15 protein-coding genes are annotated in these 18,680 nt (G+C 40.9%); 9 read left to right on the forward strand and 6 right to left on the reverse strand.

All coding sequences use genetic code 11. The annotated features are described in order from the left end of the window. Positions 1-158: 158 nt before the first annotated feature. Complete coding sequence (locus V5804_RS00345) at positions 159-749, forward strand: HupE/UreJ family protein (RefSeq protein WP_369589383.1); 591 nt, start codon at positions 159-161, stop codon at positions 747-749. Further along, positions 746-3,094 (forward strand): M1 family metallopeptidase, encoded by a 2,349-nt coding sequence (locus tag V5804_RS00350; protein ID WP_369589384.1) that lies wholly within the window; start codon positions 746-748, stop codon positions 3,092-3,094. The genes V5804_RS00345 and V5804_RS00350 overlap by 4 nt, the downstream gene beginning before the upstream one ends. Before the next feature lie 262 nt (positions 3,095-3,356). Here V5804_RS00350 and V5804_RS00355 read toward each other — a convergent pair whose 3' ends face one another. Then, complete coding sequence (locus V5804_RS00355; protein WP_369589385.1) at positions 3,357-3,545, reverse strand: hypothetical protein; 189 nt, start codon at positions 3,543-3,545, stop codon at positions 3,357-3,359. 104 nt (positions 3,546-3,649) lie between these two features. Continuing rightward, positions 3,650-7,216, reverse strand: coding sequence for a PKD domain-containing protein (locus tag V5804_RS00360; protein WP_369589386.1), 3,567 nt, complete (start codon positions 7,214-7,216; stop codon positions 3,650-3,652). Between the two features lie 718 nt (positions 7,217-7,934). On the opposite strand from V5804_RS00360, the gene V5804_RS00365 reads away from it, so the two are divergent. The 4 genes from V5804_RS00365 (at position 7,935) to V5804_RS00380 (ending at position 11,194) form a co-directional block, all read left to right on the forward strand. Then, positions 7,935-8,531 carry a hypothetical protein gene (locus V5804_RS00365; protein WP_369589387.1) on the forward strand — a complete coding sequence of 199 codons (597 nt, stop codon included), beginning with the start codon at positions 7,935-7,937 and terminating at the stop codon, positions 8,529-8,531. Between the two features lie 24 nt (positions 8,532-8,555). Beyond that, positions 8,556-9,155, forward strand: coding sequence for an RNA polymerase sigma factor (locus tag V5804_RS00370; protein ID WP_369589388.1), 600 nt, complete (start codon positions 8,556-8,558; stop codon positions 9,153-9,155). Beyond that, positions 9,155-9,850, forward strand: a complete 696-nt coding sequence (locus V5804_RS00375; protein WP_369589389.1) for a hypothetical protein — start codon at positions 9,155-9,157, stop codon at positions 9,848-9,850. Before V5804_RS00370 ends, V5804_RS00375 begins: the two co-directional genes overlap by 1 nt. Positions 9,851-9,967: 117 nt before the next feature. Beyond that, complete coding sequence (locus V5804_RS00380) at positions 9,968-11,194, forward strand: multidrug effflux MFS transporter (RefSeq protein WP_369589390.1); 1,227 nt, start codon at positions 9,968-9,970, stop codon at positions 11,192-11,194. A gap of 79 nt (positions 11,195-11,273) precedes the next feature. On the opposite strand, the gene V5804_RS00385 is transcribed toward V5804_RS00380, so the two are convergent. The 4 genes from V5804_RS00385 to V5804_RS00400 form a co-directional block, all read right to left on the reverse strand. Then, a complete protein-coding gene (locus V5804_RS00385) occupies positions 11,274-12,269 on the reverse strand; it encodes an amidohydrolase family protein (protein WP_369589391.1) in 996 nt (331 codons plus the stop codon). A 241-nt stretch (positions 12,270-12,510) separates the two neighbouring features. Then, positions 12,511-12,849, reverse strand: coding sequence for a hypothetical protein (locus tag V5804_RS00390; protein ID WP_369589392.1), 339 nt, complete (start codon positions 12,847-12,849; stop codon positions 12,511-12,513). A gap of 55 nt (positions 12,850-12,904) precedes the next feature. Then, on the reverse strand, positions 12,905-13,228 hold the full coding sequence (locus V5804_RS00395; protein ID WP_369589393.1) for a hypothetical protein: 324 nt from the start codon (positions 13,226-13,228) through the stop codon (positions 12,905-12,907). A 1-nt stretch (position 13,229) separates the two neighbouring features. Then, entirely contained in the window at positions 13,230-13,361 is a 132-nt protein-coding gene (locus V5804_RS00400; protein ID WP_369589394.1) for a hypothetical protein, read from the reverse strand. Between the two features lie 322 nt (positions 13,362-13,683). Between V5804_RS00400 and V5804_RS00405 the strand changes: the two genes are divergently transcribed. From V5804_RS00405 to V5804_RS00415, 3 genes are all read left to right on the forward strand, one after another. Beyond that, positions 13,684-15,873: an alpha-galactosidase gene (locus V5804_RS00405; RefSeq protein WP_369589395.1), complete on the forward strand. Its 2,190-nt coding sequence runs from the start codon at positions 13,684-13,686 to the stop codon at positions 15,871-15,873. A 150-nt stretch (positions 15,874-16,023) separates the two neighbouring features. Then, entirely contained in the window at positions 16,024-16,959 is a 936-nt protein-coding gene (locus V5804_RS00410) for an AccI family restriction endonuclease (protein WP_369589396.1), read from the forward strand. Continuing rightward, positions 16,959-18,482 carry an N-6 DNA methylase gene (locus V5804_RS00415; protein WP_369589397.1) on the forward strand — a complete coding sequence of 508 codons (1,524 nt, stop codon included), beginning with the start codon at positions 16,959-16,961 and terminating at the stop codon, positions 18,480-18,482. The genes V5804_RS00410 and V5804_RS00415 overlap by 1 nt, the downstream gene beginning before the upstream one ends. Positions 18,483-18,680 lie beyond the last annotated feature (198 nt).

Here is an 18,680-nt window from a genome sequence, read left to right on the forward strand (position 1 = left end):
ATGGTTGCTAGGGTTTTGTTTGATCTCGGTAACGCTAACATAAAACGGATGGAAAATACGAAACCAGGAAATCAGCAAAAGTTGTAACATGTTTGTAAGCTTTTCAAATTATCTTTCAAAAAAAGCTATAATTAGCCACATTAACCAATACTTCTTTTATGCCCGATTTTTCCTTATACTTTCAACTTGGCATCCAGCACATTTGCAACTGGCAAGGCTACGACCATATTTTGTTTGTAACCGTTTTATGCGGTATTTATCAGTTAAAAGATTGGCGCAAAGTTTTGATTTTGGTTACCGCTTTTACCATCGGCCATTCCATCACACTGGCTTTAAGTGTGTTTAACATCATCCATATCAATACCTCGCTGATTGAATTTTTAATCCCGGTTACCATCGTTATCACAGCCCTAAATAACATCGGTAAAAGAAGCATCGCGCAAAAAACCATCAACCTCACTTATTTTCTGGCTTTGTTTTTTGGGTTGATACACGGTTTGGGCTTTTCCAATTATTTAAAAAGTTTGTTGGGCAAAAGCACCAACATCGTGGCGCAATTGTTCGCTTTTAACGTCGGTTTAGAGTGCGGGCAGGTTTTAATTGTAATTTCTGTATTACTCTTATCGTTTTTGCTGATCAAAACTTTCAAAATTAAACCTGCCGACTGGAGTTTTTTTCTATCTTCGGCTATCTTTGGCATTGCTTTAATGCTATGTATTGATCGTTTTCAACAAATTATTTTTAGATGAAGAAAATTTATCTCGCTATTTCCTGTATTGCGTTGTTCAGTTCGGCTGTCCGGGCGCAATACGATAACAATCCCGGCTCCAACCACGGCAACAAATTTGAACAGTTGGGCACGATGATTTCCGACCCGAACATGTTCCGTTCTGCTTCCGGCGCGCCCGGTTCAAAATACTGGCAGCAACGCGCGGATTACGAAATCAACGCAACTTTGAACGACGACAAGCAACGTTTGGACGGCACGGAAACCATTACTTACTTCAACAATTCTCCCGATCCGCTGACGTATTTGTGGTTGCAGTTGGATGAAAACCAGCACCGTAAAGATTCGCAGGGCAGCACTGCCAGCGAAAGCAAAATGCAGGAAAAGATGAGTTTGCGCCAGTTGCAATCCATTATGGGCAATAACCTGGATTTGGGCGACCATGTTTTAACGGTAACCGATGCGGGCGGAAAAGCAATTCCGTACACCATCAATGAAACGATGATGCGGGTGGAACTGCCCAAAACTTTGCTGCCAGGCGAAAAGTTTAAGTTTAAAGTAGCCTGGTTTTATAACATTTCCGACCGTTTAACTATTGGTGGAAGAGGCGGTTACGAGTATTTTCCGGAGGATAAAAACTACTTGTACACCATGACGCAGTGGTATCCTAGGATGGCGGTTTACAGCGATTTCCAGGGCTGGCAAAACAAGCAGTTTATCGGCAGCGGCGAGTTTGCTTTGGCTTTCGGAAACTTTAAAGTGAATTTGAATGTTCCTGCCGATCATGTGGTTGGTGCAACCGGTTTGTGCCAGAATTACAGCCAAAATCTTTCTGCTGCACAACTAAGACGTTGGAACCAGGCACAAACATCCAAAGAACCGGTTGAAATTGTAACGCTAAACGAAGTAAAAGACCGGATGAAAGGACACGCACAAGCACGCAAAACCTGGACGTATGCCGCAGAAAACGTGCGTGATTTTGCCTGGGTTTCTTCCCGCAGGATTGTTTGGGACGGCATGTCAACCCAAATAGAAGGCGGCAAAAAAGTAATGGCGATGTCGTATTACGGACCGGAAGCTTACCCGTTGTACCGCCGTTATTCGACTAAAGTAGTGGCGCACACGCTGAAAGTTTATTCTGCGCATACTTTCCCGTATCCTTACCCAAGCGCTATTTCGGTGGAAGCATCCAACGGGATGGAATATCCGATGATCTGTTTTAATTATGGCCGTGCCGAAAAAGACGGAACGTACAGTGAGGCAACCAAAAACGGCATGATTGGTGTGATCACGCACGAAGTTGGCCACAATTTTTTTCCGATGATTGTGAATTCGGATGAGCGGCAATGGACCTGGATGGACGAAGGTTTGAATACGTTTTGCCAGTTTTTGGCCGAGCAGGACTGGGACAACAACTTCCCGTCGCAGCGCGGCCCGGCCTACAAAATTGTGGATTACATGAAGTTGCCGAAAGATGAACTGGAACCGATCATGACCAATTCGGAGAACATTGCCCGTTTCGGCCCGAATGCTTATGCCAAGCCTTCAACCGCTTTAAATATTTTGCGCGAAACGGTAATGGGCAGAAAACTGTTTGATTACGCTTTTAAAACCTACGCGCAACGCTGGGCTTTTAAACATCCAACGCCTGCTGACTTTTTTAGGACGATGGAAGATGCTTCGGCGGTAGATTTAGACTGGTTTTGGCGCGGCTGGTTTTACGGCACTGATCCGGTTGATATTTCGTTGGACAGCGTGAAAGCTTATACCATCAACACCAAAAACCCGGAAACAAATGCAACTTACGACCGGCAGCAATACGAGCGCAATAATTTGCAACACATCAGCGCACAAAGAAACAGGGAAGAAGGGACAAAATTTGCGGTAGAAGCAGATACTTCCTTAAAAGATTTTTACGGAAAGTTTGACCGTTTCTCGGCAACTCCTGTTACCAAAGAAAGTTACCAGGCGATGTACAACTCGCTTTCGCCGGAGGAAAAACAGTTTTACGAAAGCAAGAACTATTTTTACCAGTTGAATTTAAGCAACAAAGGTGGTTTGGTGATGCCGCTGATTGTAGAATGGACTTATGTTGATGGCACCAAAGAAGTAGATCGGATTTCGGCCTACATCTGGCGGAAAAACGAGCAAAAGATCTCCAAAGTTTTTGCCAAGGTAAAAGAAGTAAAATCAATCAAAATTGACCCTTACCGCGAAACGGCGGATATTGACGAAGAGAACAATAGCTGGCCGCGCAGTTTCACGCCATCTCGCTTCGAACTGTTTAAGCAGCAAAGTTTGCCTCGTGGCGTAACTTCCGGCGGAAACCCAATGCAGCAGCAAAGCACAACAAAAAAGACCCCATAAAAGAAGCATCAGCGTTTTAAAAAAAATCTTTATGCGAAAAAGCCGGAACAATTTGTTCCGGCTTTTCTGTTTGTTTAAAATTGTCTTTCTGTAAAATATGCTATGTTCAGCTTACTTGCTGTTCAAAACTATAAATAAACACCAATGCTTCTTTTATCCTATAAAAATTGGTGCCTGCATCAATTTAAATAAAACCGGATGCTTACCAATTTTAGGGTGATAAAAGAAGCATGTGCATTCTGTCAAATAAATTTTAAGGCTCTTATTGTTTTTGCTTTTTATTGTTTCCTGTTGTGTCGTTTGGCGGCACTGTGTTTTGGATATTATTAGTGCTATCACCGGAATAAACAGTATCCTGTCGTCCCAGCCCGTAATTTTTATGCTTGCTGTTGCAAGCCGTTGTTAAAAATAGGATAACCAATGCAGAAAATAAAATGGATTTGTTTTTCATGATGCTTCTTTTACCAGTAAAAAATTTTAATAATAATTGTAATGCTGCTTATTTAACAAGTCAGGCAATAAAAGTTTATAATTGTGCTGCTAATTTATTTACAATTATCGGATAACCGTAACATAGCCGCCATAGTTTTTAGTTCCGTCCCTCAAATTCAAAACATAATAATACGTGCCCACCGGAACTTCCTGCCCGTTATAGCGGCCGTCCCAAGCGGTGCCGTAGCCAATCGAGTGGAACATCCGCACACCGTAACGGTTGTAAATATCCATCACACAATCCGGGTAGCGGTCTAAATTTTTGATATTCCAAACATCGTTCGTGCCATCATTATTTGGGGTGAAAGTATTTGGGATGATTGGGATTTTCAAAATACGGATAGAAATGGTATCGGTAGCCGTACAACTATCGGTAGAAGTTACGGTAAGGCGGTACGTGATATCATCCGAAGGCGTTGCAACCGGGTTGGCAATGCGCGGGTTGCTTAAACCAGTGGCAGGTGTCCACAGGTAGCTCAAAATCTTGCCCGAAACTTTAGGCGAAAGCCTGGCCTGTTCGCCAATGTGTACAGAAATATTTTTGCCGGCATCCAAAACAGGGGTTGGGTTTACGGTGATGGGCTGCGAAAGCGAATCGGCACAACCGCTGCTGTTGGTAAAAACATATTTAATTAAGTGCGTGCCAATACCGGCAGCAGCCGGGCTAAACAGGCCTGAGGCAGAAACCCCGGCACCGGAATAAATACCTTTTCCGGCACCACCGCTGATGTCTGCCGCTTGCGTAATTTGAAAAGGATTAACTTCCTGGCAAACGCTGCCCAATGCGGTAAAAACCACTTTTGGCGTTGCGTTGATGGTAATGGTTTGATCCATAATATCCATACAAGTTATCCCGGAATAAGCAACCATGCGGACGGTGTAAGTTTTGGTGGCAGGCGTGTTAAAAGGATCAAATTGGTACGTGTATATTTTGCCGGGTGTTGGGTCTTCGTCGGTCAGGTCAACGGTTTTTTTGTTTTGATAATCAAAATACCATTCAATTTTGGTGATCGAACCGACATCAACATTGGCCAAATTTTTAAAATTGATAGGCGAAATACTGCAAACATTGCCGGAAGTGATGATATTGAAAGCTGCTTTAGGCATTGATCCGTTTACCTGAAAAGGTTTGGTGATGGTAGCCGAACTGCCGTCATCAGCCGTAACCGTAAGCGTGATTTGGTAAACTTGTGCTTTGCCGAAACGGTGCGTTGGGTTTTTATCGGTTGAAGTATTCGGGTTGGCAGCGTTGGCATCGGCATCGCCAAAATTCCATAAATAAGTTAAAGTGGCAGCTGTACCAACAGAATCGGCAGTCAAATCCAAAAACTGGGACGAAAGGTCGGCAGAACAAACTTCGGGTAGTTTAAAATTAGGTTTGTAGCCAGGTTTTGCCGTTACCGATTGCGTAACCATACCGGTACAGCCTGCATCAGAAACAACCGTTAAAGCAACTTTATAAGTTCCGGCAGCAGTATAGTCATGCTCGAACTGGTTGGCATTGGTACGGACAGCAGTAATTCCGTCTCCAAAATCCCAGGTCCATTTTACAATTTTACCTGCAACAATGGTCGAGGCATCTTTAAAAAACACGGCATAATCTTTAAACACCGAATTTTTAACGGTAAAAGAAGCATTCGGCAGGTTGTTTACCTTGATGTATTTTTGAATGGTTGTTTGGCAGCCGCTTTCGGAAATGGCCGTTAAACTTACGGTATCTGTGCCGGGAGCTGCATAAACATGGGTTGGATTTTGCAGGGTAGAAGTGCTGCCATCGCCAAACTTCCAGATCCAGCTTTTTACCGTTTTGCTGCTATCGGTACTTTTGTCAACAAATCTTACGGTATCGCCCAAACAAACGCTGGCCGGCATGGTAAAAGCAGTAACCGGCGCACTGTAAACGGTAAACGGAAAATTATATTTCTGGTCGCCGATCGGGCAGCCGCGTGATGACGGGGGCAGATTTGCTGTAATATCCACGCTGTAAACGCCGGCTTTGTTAAACACGGCCGGTTTCGGGATTCTGTAAACATAAAAAGGCTGGTTGTTGATTGTTGTATCGCGCGCAACCGGATTGTCCTGAATGATAGGGGCCATGTTAGAAGGGCTGATTCGCCATTCAATATGTTTTGTTGGCACGTTCAGCGTTAACTGCAAAAAATACTGGTCGTAAACACAGGCACTGGTGATAGACAATTTGGAAATCGGGTCAACAACCGTAGCGGTAACGGTGGTGGCCAAGTTTGTACCAGCCGAATAAGAATAGGACTCTACCTGGCCAAAACCATAAGCGATGGCATTAAAACCGTCATCCGCAGTAAGGTTGAAATTGTTGGTGCGCAGGCCATTTAAATTAAGCTGAAGGTAAGAGTAACCAGGCAATTGCGCCATCGGGACAAAAGGCGTGGAAGGTACAGCGCCATTGATGCGAAAGCTTGCCGCCGATGCTGTTTTTATCAGCACATTTATATATTGTTCGGTAATTGCCTCGCGGGTGGATGAATAGACAGTGATGTTTTTAATACTGTATTCAATAGGGTTAAGGATGACCATGTCCGGGTCACCTAAAGCCGGAGCATTAGTATTTATATTGGAGCAGCCTTCTGTTAAAGCATATTGTGCCACACAAATGGGTTTATCAGCAGAAATATTTGCAGGCTGGGTTAACGGACTTGGGGAAGAATAAAAACCACCGCTATTTAGTGTTGCAACGGTACTGCCATTTATCATTACGTTCGTGTTGTCGCTTTGGGCCACAACACGGACATATTGTCCAAGCGTCCTTTCTAATGCGCCTCTGCCACTGGGTGGTATCATGCTAAACGGAATAAAGCCATATGTTCTTCCCCAGCTTTCGATAGGATAATTTTGCTGATAAAGCGGATCAAGAGACAAGGGATCACAAGTGGGGTCATTTACTGAGGTGCCGCTGCTTCCGGAGAACATGGCAAAACGTTTGCAGCCAGATGTAACAGAATCAACAATTGCAACTACGCCGGTGAGGTCAGTTGAAGAAAGATATTCATAAACATCGCCAACGTTGGCCAGTGTAACACCTCCCGGAACTAAATCCCTTGTTCCTTGCTTTATAAAAACTTTTGTATTGGCTTCACTTGCTACAAGCGTGATAAAGTTTTGACCAACTCCGGTTGCATAACTATTTAAGTTTTGTGTATAATTTATACTAAAATATTTTTGCCCCAAAGCTTTTACCGGCAATATCAATGATGCGGCAGACCTTTTTCCTGCAAAAATGTGGGCATATACCACTACCGGAGGCTGGCTGGCATCTACCACAATGTGAATGGCACGATTGGACAATACCTTGCCACTTTCAAAATTATTAATGTAAGCACTGTTGCGTGGGACTTGGATTTCGGTAACGGTATTGGCAACAACGGTAAACTTTTGCGAAAAGCCTCCGACCGAAACCGTGCCCGAAGAGTTGGCTTTGCCGGTGATAAAAATACTGATATTGGCAAGTTCTGAGTAGGTATTTGGTAGATGCGTAGGAAAAACAGACCAAAACTCCACGCCTTCATTGGATACAGTTTGCGCTTTTACCAAGTTTATGGTTGATAAAAGAAGTATTAATAAACCCGGTAAAAATTTTGATAGTTGTTTAATCATATCATCTTTGACAAAAAGCAGGTTTATTTACTCAATACCTACGAAAATAAAGGCCAGCCCGGCTTTGTTGTTGTTAACGTAATATTTTCAAAACATATTATTTTAACCACTGCCTTAATAAAAATTTAACCCGTACCCATTGCTTAACCTCCGAAATGGACAACTTGGCCTTATAATTTTAACAAGGTAAAAACAGCATTTTTTTGTTTAAGCTTCAGGCAGGTTGATTCCAACGAATGTACGCAACGTTATCAATTTCATTCGCAGTTTTCGGCATTAAAAATAAAAACAATTCGTTTGAAATAAATGCTGCCGGCAGCAAAAGCGGCAAGTATTGTTGATGCAAACCGGATTGTGGTTAAAGAAAATAAAGTTGGGTACGAATCCGGATGGGAGAAATTTTTTTGAAATATTTTTTTCCTGCCCTCTCCATAAAAACCATGGTTGTAACAAAACCTAAAGTTGTGGAAAATTAACTTGTCAAATTTTAGGTGATAAAAGAAGCATTGGATGTTTTGTTTGATGCTTCTTTTATCGGCATAAAATTGGTACTTGTAACTTTTACTGCCCCGCAAAAAGGATATAATCAGTAGGTGGCAATGTTTCAACGCCTGCCAACTTTAGATGTTGACATTAATCGTTAACAAAAAAATACTTTTATTTTGAACGTTCGTGTGGTTGAGGTGTACTAAGGTTTGAAAACTAAATAACAAGCACCATGAAAAAAATACATTTTATTACCGCAATTATGTTGATTGCTTTTGCCGGGTTCCTTTTTAGCGCCTATAAATTTAAGGGAAAAGTTGATGTTAAAGGATGGTTCCTTGCAGGCAATAGCCCTGCCAGTTACGAAATAGGGGTTGAAAACAATGCCGAAAGAGGCGGTAAAGTTGCCTACCTTAAATCAATTAAACAATCAACAGGGTTTGGAACGATCATGCAAGTTTTTGTGCCAAAAGATTATTTAGGAAAACGGGTCAAGCTGACAGGTTTTATCAAATCTAATAATGTAACAGATTGGGCAGGGATGTGGTTTCGGGTTGATGGCGATAAAGGAAAAGTGATTGGTTTTGATAATATGCAAAGCAGGCCGGTGAAAGGGACTACAGCTTGGAGGAAATATGAAACAGTATTGGATGTTCCAAATAATAGTTTGAATATAAGTTATGGTGTATTATTAGCAGGGGAGGGCAATGTATGGTTGGATGATTTAACATTTACAATTGTAGGTAAAAGTGTACCGGTAACTGTTTTAGGGACTAAGCCAGAACCAACAAAACCAACAAATAACAATTTTGAATCTTCCGGAAAATAATCCTTTTAAAAAGGTACAAAGAAGATGTTTTCCTTTATAGCAAAAAAATACAAGCTTAACTCTGATGAAGAGTTAATGTTATTTGTAATAAAGGGCAATGAAAGGGCTTTTGATGAACTTTATAATCGGTATTCAGAAAAAATGGTTCGCTTTTTCCATCAACGGTTATATCGGGATGATGAAAAAGCACAGGATTTCCTGCAGGATTTATTTATAAAAATTATCGAAAAAGCGGATGGCTACAACCCTGACTTAAAGTTTAAGGTTTGGATATATTCGATTGCAGCAAACATGTGTAAAAATGAGTACAGAAGGTTAGACGTAAGAGGTGTAAAAGTAAACGACTATGATTTTGACAAGATACTTGAGGAGCTGCCCTTAAATAATTTAACAGATAAATATGACAAAGACCTTTTTAGTAGAATATTAACAAGTGAATTGCACAAGTTAGACGAAAACCACAGCCTTACATTTGTTTTAAGATACAAAGAATATATGACCGTTAAGGAAATAAGCCAGGTAATGGAATGTTGCGAAGGGACAGTTAAATCAAGGTTGTTTTACACAATCAAAAAGTTATCACAAAAGTTAGCTATGTTTAACCCTTATAAAGAAATCAAGTGATGGATATATTTGAAAAAAAACTGGAAGAACTACTTATACATAAACCGTTTGAAAAATTAGTTGACGGGGAAAAAAAGTATGTTTTACAACATGTAACTCAAGAAGAATATCAAAAGTATCATTTGCTGCTCAGTCAAGCAATTGCATCGTTTACTAATGGGCCTGTTATTGCGCCGGATGCTATTATTAAACAAAATTTAAAAAACACTTTTCGCTCCACACATAACAAGCCTGTAGTTAAATTTCAATTCTATAACTTCAAACTACCCAGTTTTTTTTATACACCTGTATTACGAGGGGCTTTCTTGCTTGTTTTTTTCATGTTTATAATATGGTCATTGTTTAATTTTAGCAAACAAGTAAAACCGATCAACATTGTAAAATCTGAAGTTGCCGATAAGGAAATTATTGATTTAAACAAGTTTAACAAAGCGCAACAAGCAACAAAAATAAATGCAATTACACTTCCATTAATTCGCAATTTAAACTTGAGGGCAATTGCCTCAAAACATAAAAGAAATGTTAAATTTAATAAAGCTTTACCAAAAATTTCAAACACAAAAAATGAGGATCCACTTTGCTTAAAAGTTCAAGTTGAGCCGGTTGGGTTAAACCTTAAAATTGAAGAATATACGATACCATGTTTATCAACTAACATTTCGCAAAGAGATTCTACAATTCAAGCGGCCCGTTAATTAAAAACCGGTATAAATTTCATGTTTTTAATTTCAAAACATAATATAACCTTTGTGGCTTAAAAAAACACCTGTAAAAGAAGTATTCACTTCAACTTACAACTTTAATAAGCCCTCATGACCCAAAAACGCTACTTTTTCCTCATCCTCATATTAGGCACTTTAACTGCACTCGGCCCGTTTTCCATTGATATGTATTTGCCCGGTTTTCCGGCCATTGCGCAGGATTTAAAAACTACGGTTGCGCGGGTTTCGCTTTCGCTGTCCAGCTTTTTTATCGGGATTTCTGCCGGGCAGTTGCTTTACGGGCCGTTGCTTGATCGTTTTGGCCGGAAGAAACCGCTGTACGTTGGCCTGGTGGTTTATATTCTGGCTTCCATCGGTTGTATGTCTGTCCGAAGTATCGAAGCTTTGATTGTGCTGCGTTTTGTGCAGGCCATTGGCAGTTGTGCCGCGGCCGTCGCTTCGATTACCATGGTGCGCGACCTTTTTCCTGTGAAAGACAATGCCAAAGTTTTCTCTTTGCTGATGCTGGTTGTTGGCGCTTCGCCTATGCTTGCGCCTACCGTTGGCGGCTACGTTACGGCTGCTTTTGGCTGGCAGTCCGTTTTCCTGGTCCTGTCCGTTATTGCCGGATTGATCCTGCTGGCGACAGTCTTTTTCCTGCCGGACAGTTATCAGCCCGATGCTTCGATTTCCTTAAAACCGAAACCTATTCTGCTCAACTTTTGGTCGGTTTTGCGCGAGCCGCAATTTTACACTTATGCGTTTACCGGTGCTGTGGCTTTTTCGGGTTTGTTTGCTTATGTGGCCGGTTCGCCATTGGTTTTTATGGATATTTATCGCGTCAACGGCAAAGTTTACGGTTGGATTTTTGCTTTTCTTTCCATCGGTTTAATCGGTTCCAGCCAGTTGAACAGTTGGCTGCTCAAAAAATACCGGAGCGAACAGATTGTATTTGGCGCTTTGGTTTGCCAGGTTATTGTTGGTTTAATTTTCCTCGCGGGAACCCTGGCCAACCTGCTCGGCCTGTACGGAACCATCGCCATGCTTTTCCTTTTTCTAAGTTGTTTGGGCATTACCAACCCGAATGCGGCGGCACTTTCGCTGGCGCCTTTTTCAAAAAATGCAGGCAGTGCTTCGTCTTTGATGGGCGCATTGCAATTGGGTTTGGGCACGCTGGCCTCGGTTGCCGTAAGCTTGTTCAGCGTTCATTCTGCTTTGCCCATGGTGGCCATTATTGCAGTTACCAGTTTGCTGGCGTTGCTGGTTTTAATCATCAGCCGGAAAAATATTGCAGAACCAATAGCAGCGGCAGCCGAAACCGCCGCTGTTGTCCATTAAGTTTTGGATACTGTTTTTATGCCGGTAAAAGAAGCATCACAGGTTTTAAGATTATAATTGTGATGAGAAAAGCACAAGGCTAAACTTTCAATTTCAGCAAACGGTCGGCGTTGCCATGCAGAAACTTTTCCAGGTCTGCTGCCGGTAAATCCAAATTGTCTAAAAATGCTTTTCCTTTTTCGTTTTCGCTAAAAGGATAATCTACCGAAAACAGGATCCGGTCTATACCAAAAGTTTCGATGGCGGTTTTTAGCGGCGGCAACGTAAAAAAGCCACTGCTGGTAATGTTGATTTGCTGGCGTAAAACTTCGCTCAGGCTACGGTCTGATTTTACCAGTTCTTTGTTCAGCATGTCTTCGCTCCTGGCCATCATAAAGGGCAGCATTTCGCCCATGTGGCCAATAATCAGTTGCAGTTTTGGGAAACGGTTTAACGTGCCCGAAGCAAACAGCCGCAATATATGGATGCCTGTTTCTGCATGCCAGCCAAAAGCGCCCGAAGCCAAAATCGAACTGACGGCATCGGGAAAATTACCGTAATATGCCTCGCGCACAGCTTTTTGCGGAAAGTTTGGGTGAAGGTAAATCGGTACGTCCAACTCCTGCGCCTTTGATAAAATAGGCATAAAAGAAGCATGGTCTAGAAAAAGGTTATTGGTGGTGCCGTTGATCAGCGCGCCGCAAAAACCCAATTCTTTTACGGCACGTTCCAGTTCATCTGCCGCAGCTTCGGGCGCGGTCATCGGCAAGTGGGCAAAACCGGCAAAACGGGTTGGGTACGCCGCAATTTTTTCGGCCAGCACATTGTTGTATTCCCGGGCCAACTGCACGCCTTCTTCCGGAGGCAAAAGGTCGGCGCCAGGGCCAGAAACGGATATAACCTGAACCGTAATGCCCGCTTCGTCCATTGATTTTAAGCGGATGTCGCCCACTTCCGGCAACAGTTTTTGTGCCTGCTGCATGATCGGCGGCGCGTTTTCGGGCGATGTCCAGCCGCGGTCGGCAATCACTTCTTTGGGTATTCTTTTAACCAGTTCCGGCGAAGTGAAGTGTTCTTCTAAAGTTACAATACGCATGGGTTGTGTTTTTTAAAGAAGAACAGCGGGAGGGATGGCGGGGTTTGTAATATTGTTGTGTTTGAAATAATTTAGTTACTTTTAACAAGTAATTTGTTAATTTACAATTTGACAAACATTACAACAAAAAAACCTAAACTTGTTCCTGTTATTCCAAATTTGGTACTCTGTCTTTCGACCTCAGGTCTTGAATCAATATAAACTTTTACTCAATAAAAACAGCATCAACAAAAACACTAACTCAAACCCCCAACTCCTTATACAATTCCAGAACCCCATCTTTTATTCCCGGCAGCGTTGGCAGTTTAAAATGTTCCAATTCTTTGTTTATTTTTTCAGCCGGTTTAGAATGCACATTTTGCAAAAAGTTTTCTTTGATTTGTTTGGCGGTTTTATAAACATCGTGAAACTTGTGCTGCTCGGCTTTTGTTTTTTTCAGGATACCTTCAAAGTTTTCACGGTCTTGTCCGGCACAAAAAATAATTGGTTGGGCTAAAGGTTGTTTTGTTGGATAAATTTGATTGCAAGTTTGGACAATTGCAATCAAATCACAACAAAAAACAAGGCATAAAAGAAGCATGCAAGTTTAAATTGCATGCTTCTTTTAGGGCACAAAATTTCGGATAAAATTAGAACTAAGTACGCGGCCGCGTTGGCACAAAAGCCACCAAAAACTTTAAATCTTCGGCCGAAATACTTTTGGTGTTGATCAATTGCTCTTCGCTGTTTAAAGTTTGATGTAACTTGGATTTAATGGAATGAAAAACCGGCAACAAAACTTCGGGAAACATTTTGGCGGCAATTGTTGGATGATAATTCTTCTGGATATTGGACCGTTCTTTATCAGTTGCCAAACTTAATTGCCAGTTGTCGTCGGCTTTAAAACCATGTTCTTTTGCGGTATTCATCAAATCGAACAGGTACATTCGGGTTTCGTTTTCTACGGTTTGTTCTTGCATGTTACTTGGATTTTTTAACCGGTGCCGTTTCTGATTTCGACCCTTTATCAGATTGGTAGCTCGATTGTTTTTTGTTTGCGTTGGTGCTTGGCGCTTTTTTGGCTTCCTTGGTTGATTTTTTTTCTTTGCTCATGGCGGGTTCAGTTTTAGGGTTATCGGTTTCTGTTTAAATCTCAATTTACTGTTATAAAAACAGCATTTACGATTGAAAAGTATTTGTTGCAGGAAAGTAATTGCTTAAAGGTAAGCACTTCAACACAAAGAACTGTACAAATCAAAATAAATATTCTTATCGAAACCGCCACCAATTTTATGCCGGTAAAAACAGTATTGGTTAAAAAACAAAGCCGGGCGAACGCTTTAAAATATATAAATTAGCTGCTGCTTTTATCAACCTAAAATTAACCTGATTAAATTTTATGCAATTTCAACACCCAAATCCTGTCGGCTTAAATATGCTCAAAAAAGCCCTCATACTGTTTTTATCAGCCTTTTTATTGTCTGAAACGCAAGTGATGGCCCAGGCAAAAGTCATCACCATCGAATCTCAGCATAACGCAATCGCTTTACAAGTTCGTGCCGATAAACGCATTGGCATGATTTACTTCGGAACAAAACTTGCCAATAGAGATGAGTACCAAAAAATCCCATCGGCACGCAGGCAAAGCGATGATTATTCCGGGGTTTTAAATTCGGCTTATACGCCTGCCGGTTCCCGCAATTTGGTGGAGCCTGCCATCGAAGTTACACATGCCGATGGCAACAATTCGCTGGACCTGCAATATGTAAGCGACCAAACGCAACAGTTGGGCCGTAATGTTTCGCTCACCAGCATCGTTTTAAAAGATCCGGTTTATGCTTTCCAGGTTACGTTGTTTTATAAAGTTTATGCGGACGATGACGTGGTTGAGCAATGGTCGGTTATCAAACACAACGAAAAAAAGAACGTAACGCTGCAAAAGTTCGCTTCGGCCAACTTGTATTTCAGCGCAAATTCTTACTGGTTAAAACAGTATCACGGCGATTGGGCGCGGGAAATGCAGCCGCAGGAAAGCGAACTGACGGCCGGAATTAAAGTACTGGACAGCAAATTAGGTACACGTGCGGATTTGTACCAGCCACCATCTTTTATAGTTTCTTTCGATCAGGCGGCAACCGAAGATGAAGGAAAAGTATTGCTGGGATCGTTGGAATGGTCGGGCAACTTTAAGATTGACCTGGAAGTTGACCCGCTAAAAAACTTACGATTAATTGCCGGCATAAACCCATATGCTTCGGCCTACAGTTTAAAACCGAATGAAGAATTTAAAACGCCGGCCTTTGTTTACACGTATTCCGATCATGGAAAAGGCGATGCAAGCCGCAAATTGCAACGCTGGGCCAGGGATTTTAAGATTGTAGATGGCAACGGCCCGAGGCTGACGATTTTGAACAATTGGGAATCTACTTATTTTGATTTTAACGAAACTAAACTGGCCGCTTTGATAAAAGATACCAAAAAACTGGGGACCGATGTTTTTTTGTTGGACGATGGTTGGTTTGGCAACAAATATCCAAGAAACAACGACAACGCCGGTTTGGGCGACTGGCAGGAAAACAAAGCCAAACTGCCAAGCGGAATTGGATATTTGGTGAAAGAAGCACAAGCCAACGGTGTAAAGTTTGGGATTTGGGTGGAGCCGGAAATGGTAAACCCGAAAAGCGAACTGTACGAAAAACACCCCGATTGGGTGATTAAACAACCAAACCGCGAAGAATATTATTTCCGCAACCAATTGGTTTTGGATTTAAGCAACCCAAAAGTGCAAGATTTTGTGTTTGGGATTTTGGATAATCTGTTCACCAAAAACCCACAATTGGGTTTTGTTAAATGGGACTGCAATTCAGTCATTTACAATGCTTATTCTGCTTATGAAAAAAACCAGTCGCATTTGTACATTGATTATGTAAAAGGTTTGTACAACATTTTGGATCGGTTGCGCGCCAAGTATCCAAAAGTGCCAATGATGTTGTGTTCGGGCGGCGGCGGAAGGGTGGATTATGGCGCATTAAAATACTTTACAGAATATTGGCCAAGTGATGATACCGACCCTTTGGAACGCATTTTTATTCAATGGGAATATTCTTTCTTTTTTCCGGCCATTGCTTCGGACAACCACGTTACGGATTGGAGCAAAGCGCCGATCAAATTCCGAACGGATGTGGCGATGATGGGCAAATTGGGTTTTGATATGATCGTAAGCAAACTAAACGAAAAAGACCTGCAATTTTGCCAGCAAGCCATCCAAACTTACAAAGGTTTTAGTGATGTGGTTTGGCACGGCGACCAGTACCGTTTGTTAAGCCCCTGGAAAAATGATCTGGCCTCGATCCAATACTTAAACCTTGACAAAAGCAAGGCCATTGTTTTTAATTATTTAATAAGCAACCGTTACGATGCAGGCAGTAAATTGCCTATCCAATTAAAAGGTTTGGATGCCAACAAAAATTACCTGGTAAAAGAAGTAAACCTGTATCCGGGAACGAAATCCCCAATCCCAAACAATGCTGTTTTTACCGGTGATTTTTTGATGCGGGTTGGAATTAACCCGGTTGTAAATGCGGGAAGGGCGAGTGTGATTTTGGAAGTGGATGAGGTGAGGTAGGTTTATTTAGGATTGGTTTTGTAAATAAAAATTAGATTTGTAACTGGTGAACTGAAAGGCGCGTTGATTTATGAGTTAGCTGTTATATTCGAGCTAACCTAACTGATACAGCTTTTTTTATTTCACCTGCAAATTATTTAGACAGACCCTATGCACCCATTTGAAAAGGTTCTATCAGTTTCCAAAGAAGATACTGGACTGGAACTTACAGGTATTAAAGAAATTACCTGGGCTGATTTTTGGCTTAATCCAAGAAGGTTAAGAGGCAGTGACTTTTTAATGAGGTGGTCGCAAGGAGTATGGAGCGAAAAACGCTTGACCGATGCAATAAACAATACAAAATTATTTTATGCAATTGCGTATGGACCAAGCGGAACCGCACCAACAAATGATGTAAGGGCATTTGAACTATATTTTGAACGGCTTAAAGCGGCGGGGCTTGGTAATATAAAAAGACCAGACTTATTGGTTTTTAAAATAGAAGATAAGCCATTTGTAGACAAATTTCTCGAGGATATTGGAGGCGTTGAAGAACTGCCGTTTATTGTTGAAAATGAACTGCAGGAATTAGTACAAAAAGCTATTATAGCAGTTGAATGTGAAAACTCACTTTGGGTAGCTGAAAAAATGCCTTCTTTTAATTCTTCGCTTAAAGCACAAAAAAGGCTTGGTGGAAAATTGGGCCTTTCTAAATCTTCTGTTTTACCTACAGTTATAATTAAAGAAGAAGACCGCATACCTTTAAAAGGATGGCAGGAAATAAACAAAGTTCCGATTCATGTTTGGCACGTATTCTTCGATAGGGCATACGGGCTGTCTTTTGATGAAGCGGAACGCTTGGTAAAAGATGGTTTAATTGAACCAACAATCCAAACTTTTCAAGCTCCCGGCGGGGCAACTACTAAAAAAGCTATTTATAAGTATTATTATCATTATGCCTATCCTCTCGGGATTTCGAAAGAAAGGCCCGAATTAATTCCCGCTTATATTGAAGACAAAAACGGGCATATTTTACCTTATGTAAAATTTGAAGGTGGTACATTAGAAATTACTGTTGATACAATAAATCTTTTACAGCAATTCTGATGGGCAAAATAAAAACACATCAACAATTGCCAACAAAATGGAGCGAAAGGGAAATCCTTCGTGATAAAGGACAGTTTTGGACGCCCAATTGGGTTGCAGAGGCAATGGTAGCTTATATAACTGAAGATACCGATTTGGTTTTTGACCCTGCCACAGGCAGGGGTGCGTTTTATGAAGCATTAACAATTCTCAATAAACCTCAGATTTCATTTTATGGAACCGACATTGATGCAGAAGTTTTGGCTGATGAAATCTACAACGGAACTAACTGTATTGTTGAGAAAAGAGACTTTATAAAAAACCCGCCTAAAAGAAAGTTTAAGGCAATTGTTGCAAATCCACCATATATACGGCATCATAGAATTGACGAAGAAACGAAGGAGATTTTAAAAAAACTTTCAATAAATATTACCGGAGACAAAATAGATGGAAGGGCGGGTTATCATATTTATTTTTTAATCCAAGCATTAAACCTTTTAGAGCAAGATGGGAAACTTGCATTTATTATGCCGGCAGACACTTGTGAGGGAAAGTTTGCAAAAAATTTGTGGAAATGGATTTCAGAAAACTTTTGCATAGATTGTGTTATAACATTTGATGAAAAGGCTACACCTTTTCCAAACGTTGATACCAATGCCATTGTTTTCTTAATCAAAAATTCCAAGCCAGTTACAAGCCTTTATTGGGTAAAGGCTAATGAAGCATATTCAACAGACCTCTTTGATTTTATTTCATCAAAATTTAAAAAGCAAAAATTTATAACGCTTGGTGTTTTTAACCGTCAGCTTAAAGAAGGGATAGCAACCGGGTTTTCACGCCCGGAACAAAATCATAATGGTTTTAAATTTCACTTAAATGATTTTGCAAACGTTATGAGGGGTATTGCTACAGGATCTAATGAATTTTTCTTTTTGACTGCAAGCCAAGTAAAAGAAATAAATATACCTGAAGAATTCCTTAAAAGGGCTATTGGAAGGACAAAAGATGTGACTGAAAGCATTTTGACATTAGATGATGTTCATCAATTAGAAAATGAAAACAGGCCTACTTATTTACTATCAATTAAGGGTACAGACCATGTTCCCCTATCCGTATCAAACTATCTTAAAATTGGAGAAAAAATGGGTTTGCCAAATCGGGCATTAATCCAACAACGTAAACCTTGGTATAAAATGGAAAAACGTGAAGTGCCGTCATTGTTATTTGCATACCTTGGCAGGCGGAATACAAGGTTTATAAAAAATGAGGCGGCTGTTCTACCCTTGACAGGCTTTCTTTGTGTTTATCCACTTTATAACGACAAAGATTTTGTAGACAAACTATGGCAAGCCCTCAATCATCCTGAACCATTAGAAAACTTAAAACTTGTTGGTAAAAGTTACGGTTCAGGAGCAATAAAAGTAGAGCCAAATAATTTAAGTAAACTTCCTATTCCAGAACACATTGTAAAACAGTTTGACTTAGAACGACAATACAAGACGACATCAGGACAACTTGGGATATTCAGAGAACAAGAAAATTAATACGGCAGGTAGCAATATTATTGCCAATAGTGGGGCTGAATGTGGTAATATAAATTGATAGGATTATGTATTTAGTTCACATTTGATCGTTTTGTAGTTTACCGGCTTAGCCTCAGTCATTTTGGTAATAAGTTTATCAAAAATTGATTTTAAAAACCCCCTTCTGTTAAAACGGAAATGGTATTCATCTAAATAGTT

Origin of the sequence: Mucilaginibacter sp., assembly GCF_041088075.1 — a bacterium.
In the GTDB taxonomy this organism is placed as follows: Bacteria; Bacteroidota; Bacteroidia; order Sphingobacteriales; family Sphingobacteriaceae; genus Mucilaginibacter_A.